The organism is Altibacter sp. HG106 (assembly GCF_028561755.1).
Lineage (GTDB): Bacteria > Bacteroidota > Bacteroidia > Flavobacteriales > Flavobacteriaceae > DFVG01.
The window spans coordinates 326,587-350,923 of sequence record NZ_JAQQTD010000004.1 but is presented as its reverse complement, the minus strand read 5'-3'; the positions used below and the strand labels follow the sequence as shown (position 1 = coordinate 350,923).

The window sequence follows — 24,337 nt, the reverse complement described above, 5'->3', positions numbered from 1 at the left end:
GAATTTCCCTGCGTTTTGGTATGGCTATATTTAGTACCTTTAATTCAATGAACAAACCGAAGCGTAAATTTCCCTTCAAGGTAATCCTCAGCTACCTCTTACTCGCCGCCATCGCAGTTTTTGTGAGTTATTTTCTGTATGCGGAATATACGACGTATCTCAATGTAGAAAGTGAAGACACCAACGAACGAAAGGTGGTAGAAACAGGGTCACTGATCAATCTCTTATACGAGACAGATAGTTTTTCGCGGCTGGCGTTGCTCACACAAGAGGAAGAAGACCTGCAACGGTACGAGTACAAAAAAGATTCGTTATACCGAAAGATCACCGACTTACAACAACTGGTCACCGATTCGACACAACGTGTCAAATTAGACAGTGTGAATGCTTTGCTGGATCAAAAATTTGATAATATCGAGCAAATTCGGGTACTACAACTTACACGGGGCGAAAGCAAACCGCTAGATGACATTCTTCGTGAATTCAAGAACATGGATGAACGCATCGGCCGTATTTCCGTAGAAAACTTTATTCAACGTCCTGAGCGTCTCTCTCGGAGAGAGTATTCGGTGTTAAAATCGTATGTAGATTACCTCAACGAGAACAGCGGTGTAGATACCACCACGGTGAAATCGGTTACGCTCGACTCTATGATGGCGGCGACTCGATATATAGTGGCGGAAGCAAAACGCTCCAATTCCAGACTACAGCGATCCCTTCAGCAAAAAGAGAACGAACTGATACAGAACGACCTTACCATTTCTAACCAGTTACAGCAGGTTATTACCTCATTAGACAGTGAGATGCTTATGGAGAATGCGGCGGCACTTCGTCAACGGCAGAGCACCCGCAGACGAACGTCTAAGATATTATGGAATTTTGCCGTGGTAGGCGGACTCGCCTTGTTGATCTTTTCGTACATCGTGATCACCGATTTCTTCAAAACCGAACGCTATAAGAAGCGCCTGGAACAGGAAAAGCAATACTCTGAAGATCTTCTAAAAACGCGAGAACAGCTATTAGCTACGGTGAGTCATGATTTGAAAACACCGCTCAATACGATTGTTGGGTATTCTGAGCTCTTTGGACATACCGAGCTCAGTAAAAAACAAAAGAACTACAACCAACAAGTGGCATCAAGCGCACTATTTATTAGCCGTTTGGTAGATGACCTGATGGATTTCTCAAAATTAGAAGCTGGGAAACTCCCCTTAGATCAAGTCACTTTTTCCTTGGCGAATTTACTTCGGAAGATCGGAAAGAATTACAGCGAAACTCATGCTGAGAAACCCATTCAGTTTCAAGTTCACATCAGTGATGCCATTGCGGAAGAATTTTATGAGAGCGATCCTTTTCGGATTCAACAAGTCGTGAACAATTTGGTAGGAAATGCCTTTAAATTCACGCAAAAAGGAAGAATTCAAATTACCACCAGTTTGTTAAAAGAGGCACAGGGGTACCAGTTAGTAGAGATCGCCGTAACCGATACCGGGATTGGTATTTCAAAGGAGAAGCAGGAGCTTATCTTCAAAGAATTTACACAGGCTGAAAGTGACACCTTTAAAAAGTTTGGAGGGAGTGGATTGGGACTCACTATCTCGCAAAAGATCGCCAAGTTGATGGACGGCTCCCTCTCTGTAGAAAGTACCCCTGGAGAAGGAAGTAGCTTTTTCTTTACGTTGCCACTAAAACTTTCGGCCACGAAGAAGCCTCAAAAGACCGAAGACCTCCCGCGCTTGCAGCACGACATGACCGCTGTGGTAATAGACGATGACCCTTCGATGATCGCCATGCTTACGGAAGTTTTCGAGCAATTGAACATTACTTGCTTCGGCTATACCCGATTTGACGACTTTAAAGAGGCAGACGCCCTTAGATTCGACTTTCTTTTAACCGATCTGCAAATGCCGGAAGTAAGCGGGTTTGAAGTATTAGAGACCTTAAAAAGTGGTGCCTTGGAAACCTATCAGGGAGAACCCGTGATCATTATGACCGGAAGCAAGGAGTTTACACGGGAGGCCTTTCTCAAAGCTGGGTTTTCAGAAATGCTTCCAAAGCCTTTTTCAAAACGCCAGCTTCTGAAAGCTCTGGCCCCTTTATTTGGAAGTCCATTTATCATGGCAGATGATTCCGCAGAAAAACGAAACGACGCCCAACCCTCCCATAACACGTTCGAACTTTCCCGCATGCGGTCGTTTGTAGATTCTGAAGAAAGTCTGAAAGAGGTGCTACGCGTTTACTGCGAGCAATCTACAGACGATTTACAATTGCTGGAACACGCATTGAAAAAAGGAGCCGAATCGGACGTAAAAAATATTGCACACAAGATGCTAACGATGAGTCGCCAACTCGATGCGCAAGAGGTTGTGGTCTTACTGGAAAAATTAGAGGACAACGGACTTTCAGAGCAACCTAAAAAAACGTTTGAAACATTGCTTACTGCACATCACAGATTAACCGAAGCCCTGAAATTAGAACTTTCGTTATAATTCTATGTCGTAATGCGCCATCTTATTGTAGAGTGTCTTACGAGTAATTTGAAGCATTTTTGCGGCCTTCGACTTGTTGTTTCCAGCTTCCTTGAGCGCATTGAGGATTAATTGCTTCTCATTCGATTCTTTTGAGAAATCCTTTTTTTCTGAAGTCGAAGTTTTTGGAGTGACTACTTCCCGGGGAATGACTTCTAACGGAATGCTGCTCCCTTCGGTCAACAACACAGAACGTTTAATCACATTCTTCAGTTCTCGTAGATTTCCGGGCCAGTGGTACTTCTTGAAGGCTACTTCCACTTCTTTCGACAGTCCTGAAACTTGTTTCCCCAAAGACTGATTGGCCTGCGCCAGGAAAAACTCCGTAAACAGAAACAAATCGTCTTTGCGCTGTCGCAGTGGGGGAATGTGTATGGAGAATTCGTTGAGCCGGTGATACAGATCCTCCCGAAATCTACCTTCAGCAACCGCCTCTTTTAAATCTTCGTTGGTCGCAGAAATAATACGCACATCTACATTGATCTCTTTACTACCCCCAACGGGCTTCACCTTTCGCTCCTGAAGTACGCGTAGCAATTGAATTTGATTTTCATAGGAAAGATTACCTACCTCATCCAAAAAGAGCGTTCCGCCGTTGGCGGCTTCAAAATGTCCTTTCTTATCTGATATGGCTCCGGTAAAACTCCCCTTAATATGCCCGAAAAATTCGCTAGCCGCAATTTCCTTCGGAATGGTTCCACAGTCCACCGCAATAAAATTAAAGTCCTTTCTATCGCTTTCCAGATGAATCGCCTGTGCAGCCACTTCTTTGCCTGTACCACTCTCTCCCTCAATAAGCACGCACATATCCGTAGGCCCCACTAAGGAGATATAATTGTTAAAACGCTTTGAAGCTTCCCCAATGCCAGAAACAAAAGTTGGTTTGACCTCTGTACTGGGCCCTTGCTTAGACGGTGTTGGCTTCGGACTTGGCAGTTCGGTATCCAGTGCCTGTTCAATGATCATCAACAATTCTTCGGGACGGAAGGGCTTGGTGATATACTCCAAAGCTCCTTTTTTCATGGCTTCCACGGCCGAGGACACATCTCCATGACCTGTGATCACCAAACTTTTAGTCGCTTTGCCCTTGTCGCGCAAGGAATCGAGCAAATCGATTCCTGAGATATCAGGTAGTTTAAGGTCTGTGATGAGCAAGTCGAACGAGGCCTTTTCCATGGCAGAAAGCGCCTCCTCCCCATTATATCGAGTGGTTACATCGTATCCTTTACGTGACAAAAACGATTCAAGCATTCTTGCGAATGCAACATCGTCTTCAGTAATCAGGATGGATGGGGTCATGTTGGGTGTATCAATCGGTAAAAATAGCGAGTATTTATGAGCAGTTTTTTAAATTTTTCATAAAAAAAGGTGCCCCGTAGGGCACCCATGCGAAGTATTGAATCTAAATACCTGCAGCTTACTGCTCTTTAATCCATGTACCGTCTGCGGTTATCACAGCCTTTTTAGAGGTTCCATCCTCATTCGTAATCACGAGACGATATACGTTTTTGTCGTTTTTGAATGCTTGGGTTACGCTGGCATCTTTCATATCGGTGTTAACCGCATTTGTTACCGCTTCCGGTAACTCGGCTACTTTCACCTCTACAAATTTATCCTGAGCGGGAGTCACTTGCGTGGCTTCCAATGTTGGATTTTGTGTGGCATCTGCTGCCGCTACTTCCTGTGCATTCATCGTTGTTAGACTTCCCATAGCAATTGCTACTACAAACATTACCTTTTTCATACTTATTGTTTTTTAGTTATAATTAATTAAACATTTATTGTTGTGTATAAAGAAAAAGATGTGCCTAAAACAAAGAGCCATAAGAAAAATGTACCCACACCTTGTATTTCAACCTGTTATCCCTAATTTTAGGGAAATGGTCGTGGGTCAAATTAGTGTTTACTTGGGATACACAGTATGTACTTCCTACACACTTTCTGGATAATCTCATCGAAAATGAGGCAAAAAAAAGTGCCCACCGTGGGTGGGCACTCTATGAAGTACGGATAGCAATCTGCAGCTTACATCTACTTAACTAACTAGCCTAAATTTCAATTATGGTATTGTTCAATTACCGTTGGCGTGACTCACAAATAAATTGCTCTGTCGGTAAGCGATGTTTCCATCTTCTGAAAACATCAATCTTAGGATCGTCTTTCCGAACTTCAATATGTACATTCTTAACGGATACGGAAGGGGTTTGTTGAGGCATCCTGTAGGTGCACCCGTTAAGAATGATAAGAACTAGTGATGGTTAATGTCCTGACGTCTATTTTACAATACTGTAAGAACGACAACATTCTGTATGTGGGGTAAAAAAATGTTGCTTAACTCTGACTTCCTATAAGAAAATTAAGTGCCAAGTACGTATCAATAATATTGACTATACGTAAACCGCTAATTATTAATTAATTATCGAAATGTAAAGGAATGATTTTTAAGTCTTTTAATTGTGTAAAAACAGGTACACCTGTGTAATTTTTACACATTTTTGGATATTATTCGGTAGGTGGCGGGCGGCGATCCCGCTTTTTGAGGGCTTGCTTTTTCTTATTGCGGAGACGTTTTTCAATAGCTCGTTTCGAGGGCTTTGTCTTTTTGCGTTTCTTTCGTTTCCGAAGACTTTGTTGTAGTAATTCCACGAGTCGTTCGGTGACGAGCGCTTTGTTTTTATGCTGACTCCTATACGTGTCGCAACTAAGAATCAATTCGCCATCCTTGGTGAGTCGGTTTTCCAATTTCGCTTGTAAGCGTTCCTTTTCTTCTTCGGAAAAGGCTTTTGAAGTTTCCACATTGAAATGAACTGCCACCTTGCTGGACGTTTTATTGGCATGTTGCCCTCCAGGTCCGCTACTGCGCATCGCTCGATAGCTAAGTTCGGTATGAAGTTGGGCGGTGTTCATTAGGCATTGGGTCGATGGGTGCGCTGTAAGAGATCATTGACATTCTTCACAGGGTTGAAGGTGATGATGGGCACCTCGACAAAAGAGGTATTCCAATGAGCCATGGCACCGTTCCAGAGTCCCGGTCGCTCCATAACACGCACCGGTTGCCCGTCAATCGTTTTAGTAGTAATAAAACCCGTATCGGGATTGACAAAAGCCTGCAAATCGAATTTATTCCCTTCATAATCACGAACACCACAGACAATATCCACCGGATTAAAATGTGTGGCATCTTGTACCAAGGTGCGTTGATGGGCATCGCTCAAATCAATTTGAGCCGTTTCTACGATTTGAACCGAGAGGTCTCCATTGCGGTTCTTTACCCAAAAAGGACCTCCCCCCGGAGCACCCGTGTTTTTTACCACTCCGCACACGCGAATCGGTCGGTTCAATAGATTGACGACATCCTTAAGGTGTACTGGCATATCTTTGATATTTAACTGCTGCCACAAAAATGTTTTTATCTCATTCCGCAGGGCATCCGTGATGTCTCCTCTTTTAATCGTTTTAATATAATCGAAGCACTTTTGCTGAATCCACAAGAGCTTACCCGCAAGCATCTTTTTTTGCGCTGCAATGGTGTCAACATATTCGGCAGCGGCAACATTATCGATATTCTTGATAAATATGATGTCCGCATCGATGTCGTTTAAATTGTCCAACAGCGCTCCGTGACCCGAAGGACGAAAAACCAACTCCCCCTTCTCATTTCTAAAGGGTTGGTCTTCTTCATTGAGCACAATATGGTTGGTCTCTGGCTTCTGAAAAGAATACGAAATGGAGAACTGTGTATGTGCCTTCTTTTCCAGGCGGGACTTTATCTTTTCAAAGCGTTTTTTAAATTTTGAAACATGAGCTTCGGAAAACGTAAAGTGCAAACGCGTCTCGCCCTGTGTTGCCGCATACCAGGCGCCTTCATACAGTTGTTCTTCAAAAGCCGTACGGGCAAATTTCTTGTATTTGTGAAACGGAATGAGACCTTTTGGCAAGTTTTCATAGCCTAATCCATCCTCTTTCAACATAGCCGTCACCAATTTGACGGCTCGTTCTCCTTTGTTCGATTGTTTATAGTCGGGAAACTGTTTCCGAATTTGTTTTCGAACTTTATTGATAAATGGAAAAGAATTGATACGATCAAAAAAGGTCACCAGCTTGGTATCGGCATCTGATTTCAAAAACTCGCTCAACGATTGTTTCTTAGGGTCGTATTCGTTTAAGAACGTATGCAAGAACCGAAACATGCGAGTAGCCGCGCCTGAGGCGGGAACGAACTTAACAACATCTAAGTCCTCTTTACATCGATCGTACAAATGGATGAGTGCCTCCTGATTCCCTTCACTAATTACTTCAATACCATTTCCTATCGAGGCGGCTGTCACCACGTCGGCGTGGTCGGTGCCTAATCGATACCGCTCGATTTGATGGATAACATCATTAAGGGTAAGGTGTTGTGCTTCAATTTGAGTGAGGTCTTTCTGTGTAAACATTCAGAGCAATTTATCGAGGATTTCACAAGCTTTCTTGAGTCGAACATCATGCGCTCCCGAAATGACCTCATAGGGTAACTTCTGCGCGATCAATTCCTGTTCAAAAGTATGAAATAAAGCCAACCTATCCTGCGGCCGATCTCTTAAATCGTCTTGCTCCCAGGGAACGTCAATCGAGGCTAATAAGTATAGTGTATATTGATTCGCTTCGGCATATTTGGCAAGGGAGGGAGGACAAAACCCATCAAAATAATATTCAGAATACACCTTGATCTCCAATAAGTTGGTGTCGCATATCAAAAAGGAATCGGTTCGTTTTGCCGCCTCGTTTTCGGCAGTCATCTGACCCTTCGCAATGGGAAGTACATCCTCCCTTTCTAACGAATTTTGGGTGCTATCAAATTTTTTTTGTGCGTATTGGCGCATGAATTCGGGTACCCAGGGTACTTCATAATGCGCTGCCAAGGCTTTGGCGAGGGTCGTTTTTCCCGTAGATTCAGGACCAAATAAGACGACCTTCAGGCAGGTTGAAGGTTCTTGTTGTAAATCTTTTTCCATGCAATAAATCCAAAGATAGAGATAATTACAAAGACCACGTATAGCAAACTGCTTAGGGTATATCCCTTGTAAAAGTAGAGAGGTACACTAATGATGTTCCCGATCAGCAGAAACAACCAGTGCTCGACCTTACGTCGTGCTAAAAGCCACATGCCCGCAAAGAAGAAGGCCGTTGTTAGGGTGTCGACATAAGCCGTCCAGGAGGTCCATTTTGAAAAGGATTCATAAACTAAGTAAATAAAAACTAAGGTCCCAAGAAAAATTCCCAAGGCTGTTTTCCGATCGCGCAGTTTCATCCAACTAATGGGGGTATATTGCCCAGGCGCAACCTTGCGGGTCCATACATACCACCCGTAGACGCTCATCACGAAATAATAGCCGTTAATGATCATGTCGCCCAGCAATTCCCATTGCCAGAGAAGATATACGAAAATTGTGGTGCTAATGATTCCTGTAGGATACACCCAAACGCTATTACGCATGCTACACAGCGCCGAAATAAGCCCAAAAGAAACGGCTACGGCTTCCAAGACAATCTGATACGTTTCATATTCGGAATAGACTCCGAAGAGCCATTCAAAAATGGGGCTCATAGGTGCTTCTATTTGATTTCACCACTTTAATGTACATGAGTCCGCGATCCACCGCTTCCAACGCCACCTTCATTTCCTTCTGAAGGAGTGTCATCACCGCGTCATAGTCACCATACACCTGAGTGCTCAATGGATTTTCCTTAATGGTGAGTCCGCTGTTCCGAAGCGCGGTGATAAATTGAATAATGGCCGGCTCGTAGTCGTCTTGTATGGGTGTTAAGGTCAATTCAACAGAAATATTCATAGCAATTGAGAATTTTAGGTGCGTTATATGATTCGTTCTTCGAGGGCGGTTCCTATCACGACCATGGTAGCTCCGGCGCTGTAGGCTCGATCCATTTGTTCTTTCGACCGGATTCCGCCCCCAACGATCACCGGAACGGTTACAGCTTCACAAACCGCGCTGATGATCTTGGGATGCACCGGATCTTTTGCGCCACTTCCCGCCTCCAAATAAATGAGCTTTTTTCCCATATATTCTGCCGCTTTAGCTGTATGAACGATAGCTTCTATATCCGACTGCGGAAGGGGTGTTGTTTGTGTAACACGCGCCACAGCGGAAGGACTTCCACCATCGATGAGCAGGTAGGCGGTGGGAATTACTGCCAGGTTGGAATTTTGCAGGGCAGGAACCGCCTTAATATGTTGTTCGATTAGGTATTCTGGATTTCGCCCTGAAACTAAAGAGAGAAACAGCAATGCGTCTGCCTGTGGTGTAATTTGCTGATAATCGCCGGGGAACAGCACAATAGGCTGTTGAATTACGGCTCGTAATTGGGCTACCAACGCTTCGGTTGCGCCAGGAGCCACTTCACTTCCTCCTACAAAAATATGGGTTGTTGATGCTGGGAGGTGGGTAATAAAATCTGCGATATGGCGCGAAGTCAATTTATCAGGATCGATCAGGATAGCTAGCAGCGGAATGCCGTTTTGCTGTGCCTTCAACACATCGTTGTAAACCGTTTGGGTTCTCATGCCACTGTCCTTTTGTGCTGTATGAGAGCAAAAGCACAGGTAAATCCTTCAAATTCTAAGAAAGTAATATCATATGCTTCCGTTCGATCGTCATAAGATACTTCAGCTGTTGTTTCGAGACCGTCTAACCTAAAATCCTCTACATAAATGTGCTGTAAAAAGCTCACGCCAGGAGATGCAAAACTCTTATAAAGCGATTCTTTGGCACCCCACACCATCGTTAATTTTCGCATTAAGGCTTCGTCATTTGCCATGGTTCGGTATTCTTCTATAGGAGTAAATTTATGCGCGATCCGCAATATTTTAAGACGCTGTTTTTCGATGTCGATCCCTACTTCTCGATCACTCACGATGATCGCTGAAAAAATAAACGAATGGGTAATGGAGATCTTTTTGCCATCCTTTAGATGGGGCTTGCCTTCTTGATCGTAATACAGGTCAAAATCGGTATATCCGGCTTCGTCCAACAAATGACGAATGCTCATAAAACCTCTTCGGTGCAACTCACTTTTCATCCCCGCAACACGCGATGCGCAATGCGGAGTTAATGCCACATCCTTTGAAAGCCATGCTAACGATTCTTCAATTTTCCAAATGTACACTTTGGTGTGTTCAGTAACCGTTATAGTTTTGTAAAGAGGCATAGAAATTGACTGATATTGTGTAAATTTGCCTTCTGAAAAAAATCAGAACACAATACATTTCAAATATAATAATATGTCTACGAAAACCACGAAATACGTACCGTATAAAGTAAAAGATATTTCCCTGGCAGAATGGGGCCGACGCGAGATCGAACTGGCAGAAGCTGAAATGCCCGGATTGATGTCTTTACGGGAAGAATACAAAGATGAGCAGCCCTTGAAAGGTGCTCGCATCGCGGGGTGTTTGCACATGACCATTCAAACAGCCGTGCTTATCGAAACCTTGGTAGCCCTTGGCGCTGAGGTAACCTGGAGCTCTTGTAATATCTTTTCGACGCAAGATCAGGCCGCAGCCGCTATTGCAGCCGCAGGAATTCCCGTGTATGCCTGGAAAGGTATGACTGACGAGGAATTTGACTGGTGTATCGAGCAAACGTTGTTTTTCGGAGAAGATCGTCAACCTTTGAACATGATCTTAGACGACGGCGGCGATCTCACCAATATGGTGTTAGATCAATACCCAGAACTTGTAGAAGGAATTCGCGGGCTTTCAGAAGAAACCACTACGGGAGTGCACCGTTTGTACGAACGTATGAAAAAAGGAACGCTTCCAATGCCGGCGATCAATGTGAACGACAGCGTTACCAAGTCGAAATTCGACAATAAATACGGATGCCGCGAAAGTGCTGTTGATGCCATTCGTCGTGCAACCGACGTCATGCTCGCCGGAAAACGTGTGGTAGTTTGCGGATACGGTGATGTTGGAAAAGGAACCGCTGCCTCCTTTAGAGGTGCCGGATCGATCGTTACGATTACCGAAATCGATCCTATTTGTGCGTTGCAAGCCGCCATGGATGGTTTTGAGGTGAAGCAATTGGAAACAGTTGTTGGAAATGCTGATATCGTAATTACTACCACCGGAAATAAAGACATCGTACAGGGACGTCACTTTGAAGCGATGAAAGACAAAACGATTGTATGTAATATCGGTCACTTTGATAACGAAATTGACGTAGCCTGGTTAAAAACCAACCACGGTAGTAGTCATGTTGAAATCAAGCCACAGGTAGATAAGTATACCGTTAATGGTAACGATATTATTTTATTAGCGGAAGGACGTCTGGTGAACTTAGGATGTGCGACAGGGCACCCGAGCTTTGTGATGAGTAACTCTTTTACCAATCAGACCTTGGCGCAAATCGAATTGTGGAAGAACAGCGATGAATACGAAAATAAAGTATATATGCTTCCGAAGCACTTAGATGAAAAAGTAGCAAAACTTCACTTAGAAAAGATTGGTGCAGAACTCACCGAACTTCGTGAAGAACAAGCTGAGTATATTGGTGTTGAAGTAAGCGGACCCTTCAAACCTGAATACTACCGTTACTAAGCAGTTATCAGTCAGTATAAAATTACAAACCCTGCCTTTTGAGCAGGGTTTTTTTATGTTGATGTTTTAACAAGTGCCACTCAATAGCAGGCAGTTTTCCACGTTAGAAAACAAGCTACTATGAAAAGAATCCTTTTTTTATATATCCTGCTGATGACTTGTCAAAACTTCGGAAAAACTTCGGAAGTCAATAAACTCGATCATCAAGTGCAAGCGCTAACCCATCGTGTTACACGCCATGCAACCACTTCCGAAGAAAAAGCAACTGCTATTTTCCTGTGGATCACCCGAAACTTTTCATATGATCAGGAATTATACAACAGCAAAACCCTACAACGCGAATTCTATGTTTCCGAAGAGAAGGTAGTACAGAAAGTTTTAGATCGAAAAAAAGGCCTTTGCGGTGGTTTTGCCTTTTTATTTCAGCGTATGTGTTACAGCGTGGGTCTGGAGGCAACCGTCATCCACGGCTACACAAAAAATGGGGCAACACGACGCGTCAAAAGTCAGGTACATCACACATGGAATGCCGTTAACATCAACGGAAAATGGCAACTGTTAGACATCACTTGGGCGATTAGCCACGGCCAACGGAATCGCCCCAATATGTATTGGTATCAAACCCCGCCAAAATCCTTTATCCTGTCGCATTATCCTGAGGAACCGCGATGGACGTTATTGCGACATCCGTTAAGTTTTGAGGCCTTTAAGAACAGTCGTTAGTGCTGTTTCACAAACAACAGCTCGTTGTATTGGGATGTTCTTAGGTATTCTTTCCGAAGGGTCTGCAAATAGGCAACCGAACGTTCCTGCAAGGAATGAGAAGGTCGAAGGCAATCAGTTCCTGACTCGTCGGTAAGTGTCATCACAATATACCAATTACCACTTCTGCTGTTATATTGTGATTCTAAAACAGGATCGACGCCTCTTTCAGAGAGCACGCCGTCCACCATCATAGGGAACAAATTATAGGTTTCGGTCGTTTTTTCTAATTCATAAAACGTGAGATACGCCAATTCATCTTCAATGCGGATCGGGACATTGCCGAGATCATCGTCGTATGAGGTTTGAAATTTATAGTTGATATAGGTATAAAAGGCATTGGCCTCTTTTGGGTCATTAAAGGCAAACACATATCGATTTTTAAAGGTTTTAATGAATTTTTTTCCTTTCACCACTTTTCCTTCGGAATAGTTTGGTGCAATCTTATAGGGAATACATGCGCTTACATTCAGCAGTAACAGCAAGAAGAGAAAATATCGAAGTAGCATCATAATGGAAAGGTTAGTGAGCATAAAACCACAAAAATCTAGCCACAAAAAAACCTCGGCATGTACCGAGGTTTTTAGTGATCTGTATGTTCTGAAAAGTTACGCTTCTGCGCTAGGAACGATCGATACGTACGATTTTCCACCTTTTTTCTTTTCAAACTTTACCACACCGTCAATTTTGGCGTGCAATGTATGGTCTTTTCCTCCATATACATTTTCACCAGGGTGGTGCGTATACCCGCGTTGTCTTACGATGATATTTCCTGCGATGGCAGATTGACCTCCAAAGATCTTTACACCTAAGCGTTTCGATTCAGATTCTCTACCGTTCTTAGAACTACCAACTCCTTTTTTATGTGCCATAATTCAGGGGGTTTTTAATTGTTATTATTTTCTTCCTCCGTCAAGTTTGTCTTGAAGCGCTTCTAGTTCTTCCCACTTGCCATCAGCTGCTAATTGCGCTTGCTCTGGCCAGGTTTCTGTTACTAGATGTGCCATTCGAGAACTTGCCTCGGTTAGGATTTCACTTAATTTCTCAGGACTGGTCTTCGCTACTTTTGCAAAGGTATCTACACCGGCATTCACCATCGCTTCCATTGCTTTTGGTCCTACTCCTTCGATCTTTTTCAGATCGTCTGCCTTGTCTGATTTCTTAGGAGCTGCTTTTTTAGCTTCCGTTTTCTTTGGAGCTTCTTTCTTTTCAGTAGCAGACTGCACTTTTGCCGCCTCCTCTTTTTTAGGAGCTGCTTTCTTTGGTGCTTCTTTCTTCGATTTTTTCGAACCGGAAGCAGCAATGCTTTCAATAACGATTTCAGAAAGGTATTGACGGTGTCCTTTTTTGACACGGTACCCTTTTCTTCGTTTCTTTTTGAAAACAATCACCTTATCTCCTTTAAGGTGTCTTACGACTTTCGCTCCTACGAGCGCTCCGTCTATAGCCGGGGCGCCAATGGTAATATCGTCTCCGTCGCCTACAAGAAGAACCTGGTCGAACTCAACCTTTTCTCCTTCGTCTGTAGCCAAACGATTGACAAAAACCTTTTGGTCTTTCGCAACTTTGAATTGCTGCCCTGCTATCTCTACAATTGCATACATAGCGTATCGTTTAAATAAATAATTTCGTTACAAAATAAAACCCGCTTCTTTTCAAAGCGGGTGCAAATATAATCGTAAAAAATGATTCTACAAAAGGTTTATTTCCATAATTATAGCTGATGTCGTTTGCCTTCTGGTGTGTTCCAAGACTCTTTCAGCAATTGCATAAAAGAAAGCGTAAGCACCAAGGAGGTAGAAAACCCCATGATCACCAATGAGATGACCAAAATCAGCGATCCCTTGTTAAAATTGATCGGCCAAGAATCAACCACCGCCTGCGCAAACTCACTATCCAACTGAAAAATGTAAAAGGCCATAAAAGCTGATATGATGATCGTCGCCAGTCCTCCTGTAAACAAGCCAATTTGAAAACCATCCTGATATTCAAATTTGCTCGTCGACTTTTTATATGTTTTTAAGGCCAAAAAGATAGCGCCTCCAATAATGACCCCATTTAACGCACTAAAGACCGGGTACTCGTGAAGTCCCAAAACTTTGGAGAGTAAGAAATAAAGGATCATGATAACGCCTGCGCCGATACCATATTTGAAATAATATTTTGACATAGTTGGCTTTTTGGAATGTTAAATTTCGGAAAAAAAATCGGAAAAGCCAGTATCCTTAACGATTCCCTAACTATTTGTTGGCTAGATATACTCCGGAAAGGATCACTCCAGCCGCTATTAATTGTCCTACTCCAAACTGCTCTCCATCCAGGACACCCCATAAAACCGCTACCATGGGAATCATATAAGTAACCGAGGTGGCGAATACCGGACTGCTTATTTGAACCAGTCTGTTGAATAACACTTTGGCTACGCCCGTTCCTACCAGCGCCAATAACGCGATATACCCCAGAGAGGGCACTAATTGATCGTGCTGAAAGGTGGTTTCTGAAAAGAATCCGGTTCCTACCAGCACCCCAAAAGCCGGAATGATCAACACAATAAAATTCCCCGCAGCTATCGCCAATGCGGGAACTTCCTGAAGGTGCCTCTTAATTATATTGACGTTGAACGCATAACATATCGACGCAATGAGCACCAGGCCGGCATACCAATAGTTCTTCCCCGGGTTCAACTCGGCTCCCAAATAAATGAGCAAACTGGTTCCTACCAAGCCAATGATTACACCGAGGAACTGATTTCGTGTAAACGGGATTCCGAAGACCAACCCTCCAAAGATCAGGGCCATGATAGGGGTTGTGGAGTTGAGCATGGAAGCAACAGCACTGTTGATCTCTGTTTCCGCGAAAGCGAACAGAAAGGCGGGAAAAAAGGTGCCAAGAAAACCCGAAATGACGATCCATTTCCACAACCGCTTAGGTATTTTCTTTAAGGTGGAATATCCCGCAAGCAATAGAAAGGCGGCGGCCATCAGCGTTCGAAGAGCCCCCAGTTGCAACGGACTCAACCCTAGCAATGCTTTCTTAATGAGGATAAAAGAACTGCCCCAAACCAGTGAAAGGATAATTAAATAAAGCCACTTTCTAGTTGATGCCTCCATAGCGCGCATTGAATCGGCAAAGGTCTTAATTTAATTTTCAGTAGGCTTCGGTTTTCAGATAGAAAAATACTATTTCTCTATAGCGGTAGAAGAACGCCAGTTGAGGCTCTCCATGATCCTACGGATATCACCTCTTAGATACGATACGGCCGGAAATATGGAGTCGAAGTTCGGCTTGGCCTCAAAATAGACCGAACCGGTAACAAAATGCTTAAGACTGTCGGTGGCGTAAAATTGCGATTGGGTAGCCGCATTTCCATTGATCATGTAGAACATTCCATACACCTTATTAATGGAGTCTACACGAGGTTGTTCTAAGATCTCGTTCGCCTTGACCGTATGATCGTAAGTCAATTTTTGAGCGTCTCGCAATAGCGAGTCTAAATTATCTTCAATGGGCAAGTACGTAAGATATATGGTGGCATTCATTCTGGGATACTTCAAATTCACCCAGCAATCAGGCCGCGCTTCGATCTTCGCTTGATCATTCTTGGCAAAATTGTAAGGGCAATCCAATTGCGTCATTTGGTAGCTGGGCTGTGGATATTCCAAACGAAGTTTTGCTTCAGGCTTAATAAAAACCTCTTCGCCGCAAGAAGCGGTCACCAAAAGCAACAGGAGCATGGTACAAAACCTTAGGATGTTGACTCGTTGATCGATAGTTTAATTTGTTTAATACGTTTATTGTCGAAGGCCTCTATGGTAAACGCGTACTGATGAAAGCTTATTATCTCGCCCTTCCGCGGAAAGCCCCGGGAAATTTCGAGCAAGAACCCCGCCAAGGTTTCGGCTTCGCCTTTTTCCTCTTCAAAAAGCTGCGGATCTTCGAGACTAATGACTTTGTAAAAATCTTTCAGAGATGTCTTGCCTTCAAACACAAAGTTACGTTCGTCTAGCTTGGAGAAGATGAGGTCGTCGTCGTCAAATTCATCACTAATTTCACCAACAATCTCTTCAATAATATCTTCCAAGGAAATGAGTCCGCTCGTCCCTCCGTATTCATCCACTACAATGGCCAGGTGCATTTTCATGTTTTTGAATTCATTGAGCAGATCGTCTAATTTTTTATTCTCCGGAACAAAGTAGGCTTCTCGTTGCAAACTTGTCCAGTCTAATTGTTTACGCTCGATATACGGCATCAAATCTTTCACATATAAAATTCCGGTAATGGTATCGATGCTTTCATGGTACACCGGAATGCGGGAATATCCTTTATCGATGATTTCGGGCATGATCTCTTTAAAAGAAGCTGTATCGTTCAAGGCAAAAATATCCATCCGTGGCTTCATGACATTTTTGGTGTCGGTATTCCCGAAGGTTACGATTCCTTGTAGTAATTTTTGTTCTTCCTGAGTGGTATCGCGATCGTCTGTAAGTTCTAACGCCTGTGAAAGTTGGTCTACACTGATACTGGCTCGCTGCTTTCCGAATTTTGCTTCCAAAAATAGCGTTGCCGAACGCATGGGCAAACTAATGGGCGAGAAGATTTTGTCCAGTACGTTGATAGGGTACGCCATGAAGGTAGAAAAGGTGATTTTATTCCGACTCGCATATACCTTCGGAAGAATTTCTCCAAAGAGCAAGATCAAGAAGGTTACCACCACCACTTCGAGCAGGAATCGCACCTCAGGTTGGGTCACGTTTCCAAAGAAAGCATCACTTACGGAAGCAAAAAGCAATACAATGGCAATATTGATCAGGTTATTGGCCACCAGGATCGTTGCCAGCAACTTTTTAGGTCGGTCTAAGAGTTTAGCGACCACCGGAAGTTTTTTGGCATTGGGATGGTCCTCGTCGGTGTCTAAATCGGTAGGCGTCAATGAAAAGAAGGCGACTTCAGCTCCCGAAATTAGCGCTGAGCAAATAAGTAGCACAAAGATGAGAACCACGCTAATAAGTTGTGGGTAGGCAAACGATAGAAATAGTAAACTCGGAGGTTCCGGTTCCAAGGCGTGTACTTTAGTTAAACTTTAAAAGGGGAGATCGTCATCTTCCATAGGTTCCTGAACATGGGCTTGTTGCGCTGGTCGTCCGGCAGGAGTAGCCGATTGTGATGAGGCGGTTCCAGAGGAAGCGGGTGCTCCTGCACCACTTTCTTGTTTGGGAGTTAAAAACGTAAAGTCGGTACATTGAATCTCGGTACTGTAGCGATCATTACCCTGGTCATCTTGCCAGCTTCGGGTCTTGATCCGTCCTTCAATATACACCTTATCTCCCTTTTTCAAATACTTCTCACAGATCTCTGCACCTTTATTACGCACCACGATATTATGCCATTCGGTGTTCGACACCCGTTCTCCTGTGGTTCTATTGGTATAGGTTTCGTTGGTTGCTAACGGAAACCGTCCTATACAACCTCCTCCTTCAAAATAATGCATTTTCACTTCATCTCCCGTATGCCCAATCAGCATTACTTTATTCAATGTTCCACTCATAGGTTAAAAAAATTTGATACAAAGGTACTTTTTGTTAGTTAAAGATACATAAAAATTAAGGTTGAAAAGGCTTGAATTCAGAAATAAACCGAGCGACCAACACCGGCACCGGATAAGCCTCCAACTCCTTCAACGCAATGCCAAGAGACCCTATAGCGTCTACATTCACAATCCAAAACCTCGTATAAAGGTGTTGATGTGATAATTTATGAATTACGGGCTCGTCTGCATACTCAGTCAGTGCCGTGATATCAAAATCACGCGCTAGCCTTTGAAAAGCTTCTGAATGCTTTAACGCAGCCAACGATTGCTTTTTAGCGCTTCGCACCGAAGGAAATTCGTAGAGTTGTTGCCATATCCCTTTTTGAGTTCGTTGTTCCAGGAGGGTTCTATCATCTTCAGAAAGCACCACAAAGTAGTCTAAGTAGATTTTTTTAACCCGATTCTTCTTACCCTTTACGGGGAGTTCAGAGACCCTCCCACTCCTATACGCGTCACATTGCTCAGCAAAAATGCACTCCCCACACTCAGGTTGTTGCGGTACGCAATAGCGGGCTCCAAACTCCATGATCGCCTGGTTGTACGTTCCGGGCTGTGTTGCGTCTAGCAGCGATTGCGCAAGCAACTTGAATATTTTAGTCCCTTCAGTACTATTTATTGGGGTATCGATTCCGAAGACACGCGACAACACGCGATATACATTTCCGTCCACCACCGCTGTAGGTTCGTTGTAACAGATGGATGCGATAGCGCTGGCCGTATAGTCTCCAACGCCTTTAAGCTGCAACAACCCCTTGTAATTCTTCGGAAAAACGCCACCCAGTTCGTTTGAAACGTACTGCGCCGTAGCATGTAGATTACGGGCTCGGGAATAGTAGCCAAGTCCCTGCCACAATTTCAACACTTCCTCTTGAGAAGCACTCGCCAATTCATGAACGGTAGGATATGTTTCAACAAATTTTTCGTAGTACGGAAGCCCTTGCGCAACTCTGGTTTGTTGTAAAATGATTTCTGATAGCCAAATACGATACGGATCAATGGTCTTTCGCCACGGTAATTTCCGAAAATTATTTAAATACCACGTTATCAGCTTTTTATGGAAAAAAGTTGTATCTTCTTGCACGGGGCGAAGGTACATCATATCTCATTATTTTTTAATGAATTACGATTTGATAATTTGAATTTAAAATTAGTATATTTGCCCACCTAAAAATTAACTAACCCTGAATTTGAATTACTTATTAATTAATTTTTAAAAAACCGTTAAATGACTAAAGCAGATCTTGTAGCGAAAATCTCTGAGAAATTGGGAATGGAAAAGGGTGATGTACAAGCCACTATTGAAACCTTCATGACCGAAGTAAAAGACTCATTAGAGAGTGGTGATAACGTATACCTTAGAGGTTTCGGAAGTTTTATTATCAAGAAGAGAGCAGAGAAAACAGGGAGAAACATTTCAAAGAATACAACGATAAAAATCCCAGCACACAACATCCCCGCTTTTAAGCCAGCAAAAGTTTTTGTTGAAGGCGTAAAAGCGAATGTTGAAGTAAAAAATTAATCATAATCCCCGTCTCTGCCGAGACGGGGACTTCAAAAATCAATTAGTGTATGCCAAGTGGTAAAAAAAGAAAAAGACATAAGGTAGCGACGCACAAGCGTAAAAAGCGCAGACGTGCGAATCGTCACAAAAAGAAAAAGTAGTTTTCAAACTACTTTTTTTGTTTACAGACCAATGAATTCACTTTCTGAACGTTTCAGAAGTACTGTTCTTTGACAACGAAATTATACCATCGTATAATTTCCTCGGGTTTAAACTACCTGCAGCCAACAGGTAACCAAAACCCTGTGATAAAATATTGTTTAATCCATTCCGCTCCCAAAGGGGTCGGGATAAAAATTAATGAACGTGAACTACGAATTATTTATTAGATCCGGTTCACAAGAAGTTGATTTTGCCCTGTTAAAAGATGGAAAACTAGTTGAATTACACAAAGAGGAAGACGGCAATAAATTTACCGTAGGAGATATTTTTCTTGCGAAAATTAGAAAAACCGTTCCCGGCCTTAACGCAGCCTTCGTCAATGTAGGCTATGAAAAAGATGCATTTTTGCATTATCACGACTTAGGACCCAATATTCCTTCTTTGCTGAAATTCGTAAAACGTGTAAGCACAGGTAAACTTAAAGACTATTCTTTAAGGAATTTCCCATTCGACAAAGAGATTGATAAGAACGGCGCCATTAACAACGCCGTGAAGAACAATCAATCGATACTGGTACAAATCGTAAAAGAACCCATTTCCACAAAAGGACCACGCATTAGTTCTGAGCTTTCCATAGCCGGACGTTATATTGTTTTGGTTCCCTTTTCAAACCGAGTTTCTATTTCACAAAAAATAGAGAGCCGCGAAGAAAAAGAGCGTCTAAAACGCTTGATTCAAAGCATTCGGCCTAAAGGATTTGGCGTTATTATACGTACCGTAGCAGAGGGCAAAAAAGTAGCAGAACTGGATCAAGATTTACAAAATCTTATGGATCGCTGGACAGCGATGTGTAAGAAGCTACGGGGAGCGCACCATCCCAGCAAGGTGCTTGGCGAGTTAAACAGAGGTGCTTCGATCATCAGAGATTTATTTAACGATTCCTTTTCGGCAATCCATATTGATGACGAAACCCTATACTTGCAAATAAAAGATTACGTGCAGTTAATTGCACCTAAGAAAGAGAATATTGTGAAGTTGTATGATAGCAAAGTTCCGATCTTTGAAAAATTCGGGATCGAACGGCAAATCAAAACTTCATTTGGCAAAACCGTATCAGGAAGCAAAGGTACTTACTTGGTGGTAGAACATACCGAAGCCATGCACGTCATCGACGTGAACAGTGGTAACCGAAGTAACAAATCGAAAAGCCAGGAAGAAACCGCACTTGAGGTGAATATGATCGCCGCTACCGAGGTAGCCCGGCAATTGCGTTTACGAGATATGGGAGGAATTATTGTCATCGACTTCATCGATATGGGAGTCGCCGGCAATCGCAAGAAGCTCTACAATCACCTTCGCAACGAAATGAAGGACGATAGAGCCAAACACAAGATCCTTCCGCCGAGTAAATTCGGACTCATACAAATCACACGCCAACGCGTGCGACCGGAAATGAACATCAAGACACGCGAAGAAGACCCTAACCAAGGGGAAGGCGAAATTGAAGCGCCCATCGTGCTGGTTCAGAAAATGACCGAAGACCTGAAACGCTTGTTCAAAAAAGACTATAAAAAGATGACCTTACATACGCATCCGTTTATAGCAGCCTTTTTAACCAAAGGCTTTCCATCGGTGCGAACCAAATGGTTCATGAAGCACAAAAAGTGGGTGAATATTCAACCCCGCGATGCTTACACGTATTTAGAATACCATTTCTTAGATAAGGATGGTAATATTATCAAATAACGAGAAACCCTTTCCAACCTAGTTGCGAAAGGGTTTTTTTATGTACTTTTTTAAGATGAAAAGGAAGTTCTCTTCGGAACAAAAAACTTCGTATACTCTAGAAGAAGCAACCCTTCGACTGGAACGCTACTGCGCCTACCAGGAACGCTCTCATAAAGAAGTTCGGCAAAAACTGAAGGAACTTAAGATGATCCCGGAAGCTGTCGATCATATCATTTTACACCTCCTTCAATACAATTACCTCAATGAAACTCGTTTCGCCACAGCCTTTGCTCGTGGAAAATTCCGCCAGAAAAAATGGGGGAAACAACGCATCGTCCTCGAATTGAAACGACGCGATATTTCGGCCTACAACATCAAAAAAGCGCTAGAAGAAATTTCGGCAACCGACTATAATACCGCTTTTCACACCCTGGCGGAAAAACGCTGGAAACAACTCGCTTCTGAAAAAAACGCACAGCACAAAAAGAGAAAATTTGTCACCTATCTACAATACCGCGGCTGGGAACTCTCGTGGATCTGGGAAAAATACAACGACCTTACGAGCTAAGGCCTAATTTTGCATGCGTCCGGTCAATCGCCTTTTGATTTTTCGCATCAATCCACGCCTGCCCTTTCCAACGTCGCATCAGCGTATCAAAATGCCGCATGATCAACACATTGTATAAAGCCTTTCCCAAATTCTTGGGGTTTCTGGCGATCGCACGCAGACTCATGGAAAATCCTGGGGTGATATAGCGCATATAATGCCAATACCCTTCGGGCATGTAAAGCACCTGCCCATGCGATAATTTCCCAGTAAAGCCTTCTGCTTTTCGTAAGGCGGGCCATTTATCGTAATCGGGATTTTTAAAATCGATATCCTCCCGAACAATCAACGAATGCGGGATCTTATAGAGATAGTCATTCTGACTTTGATCGAACAAGATCACCTCTTTTTCTCCGTGAAAGTGAAAATGAAAAATATTCGCCAGGTCAATATCGTAGTGCATGAAAGTATAACTGTCTTGACCCCCAAAAAACAACATGGGTAACTTTTTCATAAGACGAAGACCGAAATCAGGCCAATGGTAATCTTGCTGCAACTCCGGAACTTCTTTCAACACATTCCACAGAAAAATACGGTACTTGGTAGGTTCTTTCTGAAGCAATTCAATATACTCGGCCATCTTCATTGTTGCATGCGGCTCGTTGAAGCCGTCTTCATGCGATACCGGGCGATCATCGTACAGCGGAACTTCCTTATCACCCGCTTTGGACTTGATGTATGCTAAATCCCATTTTTCGAAAGCAGGCCAATCTTCAATAGCTCGTTCTAGAATCACCGGTTTTTGAGGCTTGAAATAGTGCTCCAAAAACTCAGTTTTGGTCAAAGATTCATGTCGGTCTATGGGATGTAAGGTCATATAGCTTTATTGAATGTAAAAGTACAAAACTTAACTATTCCGTAACCCCACGATCATTAGTTGTCTTTATGGAAATATTGGTTTAGAGCATAAAAAAGTCCGCCGAAGCGGACTTTTCAATGTGATCTGCTCAACCGATTAGGAGTCGGTTGTTACGACCAGAGCATCGGTATAATCGCTAAAGCCATCGCTTCCGCAATTCGCCCGCACATAGATTTCGTAGGTCGTTCCGGGCGTTAAGCCTTCTAAAAAAGCAGTGCTTTCCGAAGTGCCGATAGTCTCCCCACTTCCTAGCGGGAAACCAACAGGCCCGTATTCTACCTGCCATGCAGTCTCGGTATTTTCCAACCAATTCACACGTATGGTCGTATCGCCTACCGAAACTAATGTAAGTTCTAGCGGTACATTACAAGCGTCCGGATCGAACGGCGTTTCAAACTGAATCCGCAGATCATCGCTAAATCCATCACTTCCGCAGTTGGCACGCAAGTAGAGTTCGTAACTGGTTTCAGGTTCTAAACCATCCACCGTGTACGGAATGCGAGACGTACGTTCTACCGTTCCGTTACCCACCGCGAAGCCAGTAGGCCCGTACTCCAATTCGAATGCGGTTTCACCACGGTCGTCCCAACTCAGTAGCACGTTTCTACTATTTAATTGGTCAATGACCAAATCGGCGGGCATGGTACAATTATTTACACTTTCGTCGTCTTTGTTGCAGGAAACAAAGGTGATTCCCACCAATAATACTAAAGCAATTGTTTTTTTCATATGAGATTGTTTTCGGTACACATAACGCAAAGAGAGTGCCGATTATTTGGCGAATGCCATTTTTTGTTTGATTTGTATTCAGAAATATAAGGGGAAGTTAGCCCTACAAACGCTCCTTGGCATTCGCCTTCGCCGTTTCATTCCGTTCAATTTTATGCCCCGGCCGTGTCCATTTTGGTTTTTCTCCCAAGGGTGCAAATTGAGATGCTTCGGCTTCAACCGTTTCCGGTTTGGCCTTTTTCACAAAGGGAGCTTGCGGTTGTAAGCCCAGCAATTTGAACATTTCCATATCTTCGTTCACATCTGGGTTGGGTGTGGTTAGGAGTTTATCTCCGGCAAAGATGGAGTTCGCTCCTGCGAAAAAGCACATCGCTTGGCCTTCCCGACTCATTTCGGTGCGCCCGGCAGAAAGTCGTACCTGCGTTTTCGGCATTACAATTCGTGTGGTGGCTACCATACGCACCATATCCCAAATGCTTACCGGTTCCATTTCTTCCATGGGCGTTCCTTCTACCGCCACGAGCGCGTTGATAGGCACTGATTCGGGCTGCGGATTTAAGGTGGCCAGCGCTACGAGCATTCCGGCGCGGTCGTTTAGGTTTTCGCCCATACCGATAATTCCTCCGCTACAGACGGTTACATTGGTTTTACGCACATTCGAGATCGTATCCAAACGGTCCTGATACGCGCGGGTGGAAATTACATCCTTATAATAATCTTCCGAAGTGTCTAAATTGTGATTATAGGCATAGAGTCCGGCTTCTGCCAAGCGTTGCGCTTGCGTTTCAGTGATCATTCCCAGCGTGCAACACACTTCCATGTCCAACTTGTTAATAGTACGCACCATTTCCAGCACTTGATCGAACTCTTCTCCATCCTTCACATTTCTCCAGGCTGCTCCCATACATACCCGCGAACTTCCTGAAGCTTTTGCGCGTAAGGCCTGTGCCTTTACATGAGAGACGGTCATCAGGTCGTTTCCTTCAATATCGGTGTGGTATCGGGCCGCTTGCGGACAATACCCACAATCCTCAGGACACCCTCCTGTTTTAATCGACAGCAAGGTAGAAACCTGCACCTGATTAGGATCATGGTGTTCCCGATGGACGGTGGCTGCTCGATACAGCAATTCCATCATAGGAAGGTTGTAAATGGCTAAAATCTCGTCTTTGGTCCAGTTGTGTTTTGGTTCGGTCATGTAGCAGTTTTAGAGGCTTCCCCCAACAGTCGTTGGGGTCGGGCGGTACGCTGTATCTTTTTGCAGGGCAAAAAGGATGT

At 43.6% G+C, this 24,337-nt stretch carries 27 protein-coding genes; 6 read left to right on the top strand and 21 right to left on the bottom strand.

The genetic code is table 11. The features are described from left to right. The first annotated feature begins 47 nt into the window (after nucleotides 1-47). Nucleotides 48-2,489 (top strand): hybrid sensor histidine kinase/response regulator, encoded by a 2,442-nt coding sequence (locus PO830_RS08875; protein ID WP_272853190.1) that lies wholly within the window; start codon nucleotides 48-50, stop codon nucleotides 2,487-2,489. Here the strand turns inward: PO830_RS08875 and PO830_RS08870 are convergent. The 9 genes from PO830_RS08870 to PO830_RS08830 form a co-directional block, all read right to left on the bottom strand. Beyond that, the gene (locus PO830_RS08870) at nucleotides 2,484-3,827 is read right to left on the bottom strand and encodes a sigma-54-dependent transcriptional regulator (RefSeq protein ID WP_272853189.1); all 1,344 of its coding nucleotides are present in this window, start codon (nucleotides 3,825-3,827) and stop codon (nucleotides 2,484-2,486) included. The genes PO830_RS08875 and PO830_RS08870 overlap by 6 nt on opposite strands. A 118-nt stretch (nucleotides 3,828-3,945) precedes the next feature. Continuing rightward, a complete protein-coding gene (locus PO830_RS08865; protein ID WP_272853188.1) occupies nucleotides 3,946-4,272 on the bottom strand; it encodes a hypothetical protein in 327 nt (108 codons plus the stop codon). 758 nt (nucleotides 4,273-5,030) lie between these two features. Then, nucleotides 5,031-5,435 (bottom strand): alternative ribosome rescue aminoacyl-tRNA hydrolase ArfB, encoded by a 405-nt coding sequence (arfB, locus tag PO830_RS08860; protein WP_272853187.1) that lies wholly within the window; start codon nucleotides 5,433-5,435, stop codon nucleotides 5,031-5,033. After that, a complete protein-coding gene (locus PO830_RS08855) occupies nucleotides 5,435-6,964 on the bottom strand; it encodes a DUF4301 family protein (RefSeq protein WP_272853186.1) in 1,530 nt (509 codons plus the stop codon). Before PO830_RS08855 ends, arfB begins: the two co-directional genes overlap by 1 nt. After that, a complete protein-coding gene (locus PO830_RS08850; RefSeq protein ID WP_272853185.1) occupies nucleotides 6,965-7,522 on the bottom strand; it encodes an ATP-binding protein in 558 nt (185 codons plus the stop codon). It abuts the gene before it with no gap. Next, nucleotides 7,483-8,115, bottom strand: coding sequence for a nicotinamide riboside transporter PnuC (gene pnuC, locus PO830_RS08845; protein ID WP_272853184.1), 633 nt, complete (start codon nucleotides 8,113-8,115; stop codon nucleotides 7,483-7,485). Before pnuC ends, PO830_RS08850 begins: the two co-directional genes overlap by 40 nt. Then, on the bottom strand, nucleotides 8,099-8,359 hold the full coding sequence (locus tag PO830_RS08840) for a thiamine-binding protein (RefSeq protein ID WP_272853183.1): 261 nt from the start codon (nucleotides 8,357-8,359) through the stop codon (nucleotides 8,099-8,101). Before PO830_RS08840 ends, pnuC begins: the two co-directional genes overlap by 17 nt. Nucleotides 8,360-8,382: 23 nt before the next feature. Continuing rightward, the gene (locus PO830_RS08835) at nucleotides 8,383-9,090 is read right to left on the bottom strand and encodes a geranylgeranylglyceryl/heptaprenylglyceryl phosphate synthase (RefSeq protein WP_272853182.1); all 708 of its coding nucleotides are present in this window, start codon (nucleotides 9,088-9,090) and stop codon (nucleotides 8,383-8,385) included. After that, nucleotides 9,087-9,734 carry a 4'-phosphopantetheinyl transferase family protein gene (locus tag PO830_RS08830; protein ID WP_272853181.1) on the bottom strand — a complete coding sequence of 216 codons (648 nt, stop codon included), beginning with the start codon at nucleotides 9,732-9,734 and terminating at the stop codon, nucleotides 9,087-9,089. Before PO830_RS08830 ends, PO830_RS08835 begins: the two co-directional genes overlap by 4 nt. A gap of 73 nt (nucleotides 9,735-9,807) precedes the next feature. Between PO830_RS08830 and ahcY the strand changes: the two genes are divergently transcribed. Beyond that, the gene (ahcY, locus tag PO830_RS08825) at nucleotides 9,808-11,124 is read left to right on the top strand and encodes an adenosylhomocysteinase (RefSeq protein WP_272853180.1); all 1,317 of its coding nucleotides are present in this window, start codon (nucleotides 9,808-9,810) and stop codon (nucleotides 11,122-11,124) included. A gap of 120 nt (nucleotides 11,125-11,244) precedes the next feature. Further along, nucleotides 11,245-11,847 (top strand): transglutaminase domain-containing protein, encoded by a 603-nt coding sequence (locus PO830_RS08820; protein WP_272853179.1) that lies wholly within the window; start codon nucleotides 11,245-11,247, stop codon nucleotides 11,845-11,847. Here PO830_RS08820 and PO830_RS08815 read toward each other — a convergent pair. The 9 genes from PO830_RS08815 to mutY all read right to left on the bottom strand — a co-directional run bounded on the left by PO830_RS08815 (nucleotide 11,844) and on the right by mutY (nucleotide 18,572). Next, entirely contained in the window at nucleotides 11,844-12,398 is a 555-nt protein-coding gene (locus PO830_RS08815; RefSeq protein WP_272853178.1) for a hypothetical protein, read from the bottom strand. The genes PO830_RS08820 and PO830_RS08815 overlap by 4 nt on opposite strands. Nucleotides 12,399-12,494: 96 nt before the next feature. Continuing rightward, the gene (gene rpmA, locus PO830_RS08810; protein WP_272853177.1) at nucleotides 12,495-12,758 is read right to left on the bottom strand and encodes a 50S ribosomal protein L27; all 264 of its coding nucleotides are present in this window, start codon (nucleotides 12,756-12,758) and stop codon (nucleotides 12,495-12,497) included. A gap of 24 nt (nucleotides 12,759-12,782) precedes the next feature. Beyond that, nucleotides 12,783-13,490: a 50S ribosomal protein L21 gene (rplU, locus tag PO830_RS08805; protein ID WP_272853176.1), complete on the bottom strand. Its 708-nt coding sequence runs from the start codon at nucleotides 13,488-13,490 to the stop codon at nucleotides 12,783-12,785. A gap of 110 nt (nucleotides 13,491-13,600) precedes the next feature. Continuing rightward, on the bottom strand, nucleotides 13,601-14,056 hold the full coding sequence (locus tag PO830_RS08800; protein ID WP_272853175.1) for a DUF4199 domain-containing protein: 456 nt from the start codon (nucleotides 14,054-14,056) through the stop codon (nucleotides 13,601-13,603). A gap of 70 nt (nucleotides 14,057-14,126) precedes the next feature. Beyond that, nucleotides 14,127-14,996 carry a DMT family transporter gene (locus tag PO830_RS08795; RefSeq protein WP_272853174.1) on the bottom strand — a complete coding sequence of 290 codons (870 nt, stop codon included), beginning with the start codon at nucleotides 14,994-14,996 and terminating at the stop codon, nucleotides 14,127-14,129. Between the two features lie 69 nt (nucleotides 14,997-15,065). After that, a complete protein-coding gene (gldD, locus tag PO830_RS08790; RefSeq protein ID WP_272853173.1) occupies nucleotides 15,066-15,620 on the bottom strand; it encodes a gliding motility lipoprotein GldD in 555 nt (184 codons plus the stop codon). A gap of 11 nt (nucleotides 15,621-15,631) precedes the next feature. After that, nucleotides 15,632-16,945 (bottom strand): gliding motility-associated protein GldE, encoded by a 1,314-nt coding sequence (locus PO830_RS08785; protein ID WP_272853172.1) that lies wholly within the window; start codon nucleotides 16,943-16,945, stop codon nucleotides 15,632-15,634. A gap of 21 nt (nucleotides 16,946-16,966) precedes the next feature. Continuing rightward, nucleotides 16,967-17,431 (bottom strand): single-stranded DNA-binding protein, encoded by a 465-nt coding sequence (locus PO830_RS08780; RefSeq protein ID WP_272853171.1) that lies wholly within the window; start codon nucleotides 17,429-17,431, stop codon nucleotides 16,967-16,969. A gap of 55 nt (nucleotides 17,432-17,486) precedes the next feature. Further along, nucleotides 17,487-18,572 carry an A/G-specific adenine glycosylase gene (mutY, locus tag PO830_RS08775; protein ID WP_272853170.1) on the bottom strand — a complete coding sequence of 362 codons (1,086 nt, stop codon included), beginning with the start codon at nucleotides 18,570-18,572 and terminating at the stop codon, nucleotides 17,487-17,489. Between the two features lie 126 nt (nucleotides 18,573-18,698). Between mutY and PO830_RS08770 the strand changes: the two genes are divergently transcribed. The 3 genes from PO830_RS08770 to PO830_RS08760 all read left to right on the top strand — a co-directional run bounded on the left by PO830_RS08770 (nucleotide 18,699) and on the right by PO830_RS08760 (nucleotide 21,432). Continuing rightward, nucleotides 18,699-18,992 (top strand): HU family DNA-binding protein, encoded by a 294-nt coding sequence (locus tag PO830_RS08770; protein ID WP_272853169.1) that lies wholly within the window; start codon nucleotides 18,699-18,701, stop codon nucleotides 18,990-18,992. A gap of 348 nt (nucleotides 18,993-19,340) precedes the next feature. Continuing rightward, the gene (locus PO830_RS08765) at nucleotides 19,341-20,882 is read left to right on the top strand and encodes a ribonuclease E/G (RefSeq protein WP_272853168.1); all 1,542 of its coding nucleotides are present in this window, start codon (nucleotides 19,341-19,343) and stop codon (nucleotides 20,880-20,882) included. 55 nt (nucleotides 20,883-20,937) lie between these two features. Beyond that, nucleotides 20,938-21,432 (top strand): regulatory protein RecX, encoded by a 495-nt coding sequence (locus tag PO830_RS08760; RefSeq protein WP_272853167.1) that lies wholly within the window; start codon nucleotides 20,938-20,940, stop codon nucleotides 21,430-21,432. On the opposite strand, the gene PO830_RS08755 is transcribed toward PO830_RS08760, so the two are convergent. From PO830_RS08755 to bioB, 3 genes are all read right to left on the bottom strand, one after another. After that, entirely contained in the window at nucleotides 21,422-22,288 is an 867-nt protein-coding gene (locus PO830_RS08755) for a cupin-like domain-containing protein (protein WP_272853166.1), read from the bottom strand. The two genes, PO830_RS08760 and PO830_RS08755, sit on opposite strands and share 11 nt — an antisense overlap. Nucleotides 22,289-22,426: 138 nt before the next feature. Beyond that, a complete protein-coding gene (locus PO830_RS08750) occupies nucleotides 22,427-23,059 on the bottom strand; it encodes a fibronectin type III domain-containing protein (protein ID WP_272853165.1) in 633 nt (210 codons plus the stop codon). Nucleotides 23,060-23,162: 103 nt separating this feature from the next. Beyond that, complete coding sequence (bioB, locus tag PO830_RS08745) at nucleotides 23,163-24,257, bottom strand: biotin synthase BioB (protein ID WP_272853164.1); 1,095 nt, start codon at nucleotides 24,255-24,257, stop codon at nucleotides 23,163-23,165. Between the last annotated feature and the right edge of the window lie 80 nt (nucleotides 24,258-24,337).

Excerpts from the sequence above, each read along its gene's own strand:
- PO830_RS08830 (WP_272853181.1), bottom strand. The coding sequence starts at position 9,734 with ATGCCTCTTTACAAAACTATAACGGTTACTGAACACACCAAAGTGTAC.
- PO830_RS08855 (WP_272853186.1), bottom strand. The coding sequence starts at position 6,964 with ATGTTTACACAGAAAGACCTCACTCAAATTGAAGCACAACACCTTACC.
- pnuC (WP_272853184.1), bottom strand. The coding sequence starts at position 8,115 with ATGAGCCCCATTTTTGAATGGCTCTTCGGAGTCTATTCCGAATATGAA.
- PO830_RS08875 (WP_272853190.1), top strand. The coding sequence starts at position 48 with ATGAACAAACCGAAGCGTAAATTTCCCTTCAAGGTAATCCTCAGCTAC.
- PO830_RS08795 (WP_272853174.1), bottom strand. The coding sequence starts at position 14,996 with ATGGAGGCATCAACTAGAAAGTGGCTTTATTTAATTATCCTTTCACTG.
- PO830_RS08780 (WP_272853171.1), bottom strand. The coding sequence starts at position 17,431 with ATGAGTGGAACATTGAATAAAGTAATGCTGATTGGGCATACGGGAGAT.
- PO830_RS08820 (WP_272853179.1), top strand. The coding sequence starts at position 11,245 with ATGAAAAGAATCCTTTTTTTATATATCCTGCTGATGACTTGTCAAAAC.
- PO830_RS08815 (WP_272853178.1), bottom strand. The coding sequence starts at position 12,398 with ATGATGCTACTTCGATATTTTCTCTTCTTGCTGTTACTGCTGAATGTA.
- PO830_RS08770 (WP_272853169.1), top strand. The coding sequence starts at position 18,699 with ATGACTAAAGCAGATCTTGTAGCGAAAATCTCTGAGAAATTGGGAATG.
- PO830_RS08840 (WP_272853183.1), bottom strand. The coding sequence starts at position 8,359 with ATGAATATTTCTGTTGAATTGACCTTAACACCCATACAAGACGACTAC.
- PO830_RS08865 (WP_272853188.1), bottom strand. The coding sequence starts at position 4,272 with ATGAAAAAGGTAATGTTTGTAGTAGCAATTGCTATGGGAAGTCTAACA.
- rpmA (WP_272853177.1), bottom strand. The coding sequence starts at position 12,758 with ATGGCACATAAAAAAGGAGTTGGTAGTTCTAAGAACGGTAGAGAATCT.
- rplU (WP_272853176.1), bottom strand. The coding sequence starts at position 13,490 with ATGTATGCAATTGTAGAGATAGCAGGGCAGCAATTCAAAGTTGCGAAA.
- mutY (WP_272853170.1), bottom strand. The coding sequence starts at position 18,572 with ATGATGTACCTTCGCCCCGTGCAAGAAGATACAACTTTTTTCCATAAA.
- PO830_RS08750 (WP_272853165.1), bottom strand. The coding sequence starts at position 23,059 with ATGAAAAAAACAATTGCTTTAGTATTATTGGTGGGAATCACCTTTGTT.
- gldD (WP_272853173.1), bottom strand. The coding sequence starts at position 15,620 with ATGCTCCTGTTGCTTTTGGTGACCGCTTCTTGCGGCGAAGAGGTTTTT.
- arfB (WP_272853187.1), bottom strand. The coding sequence starts at position 5,435 with ATGAACACCGCCCAACTTCATACCGAACTTAGCTATCGAGCGATGCGC.
- PO830_RS08870 (WP_272853189.1), bottom strand. The coding sequence starts at position 3,827 with ATGACCCCATCCATCCTGATTACTGAAGACGATGTTGCATTCGCAAGA.
- PO830_RS08835 (WP_272853182.1), bottom strand. The coding sequence starts at position 9,090 with ATGAGAACCCAAACGGTTTACAACGATGTGTTGAAGGCACAGCAAAAC.
- ahcY (WP_272853180.1), top strand. The coding sequence starts at position 9,808 with ATGTCTACGAAAACCACGAAATACGTACCGTATAAAGTAAAAGATATT.
- bioB (WP_272853164.1), bottom strand. The coding sequence starts at position 24,257 with ATGACCGAACCAAAACACAACTGGACCAAAGACGAGATTTTAGCCATT.
- PO830_RS08800 (WP_272853175.1), bottom strand. The coding sequence starts at position 14,056 with ATGTCAAAATATTATTTCAAATATGGTATCGGCGCAGGCGTTATCATG.
- PO830_RS08755 (WP_272853166.1), bottom strand. The coding sequence starts at position 22,288 with ATGACCTTACATCCCATAGACCGACATGAATCTTTGACCAAAACTGAG.
- PO830_RS08850 (WP_272853185.1), bottom strand. The coding sequence starts at position 7,522 with ATGGAAAAAGATTTACAACAAGAACCTTCAACCTGCCTGAAGGTCGTC.
- PO830_RS08760 (WP_272853167.1), top strand. The coding sequence starts at position 20,938 with ATGAAAAGGAAGTTCTCTTCGGAACAAAAAACTTCGTATACTCTAGAA.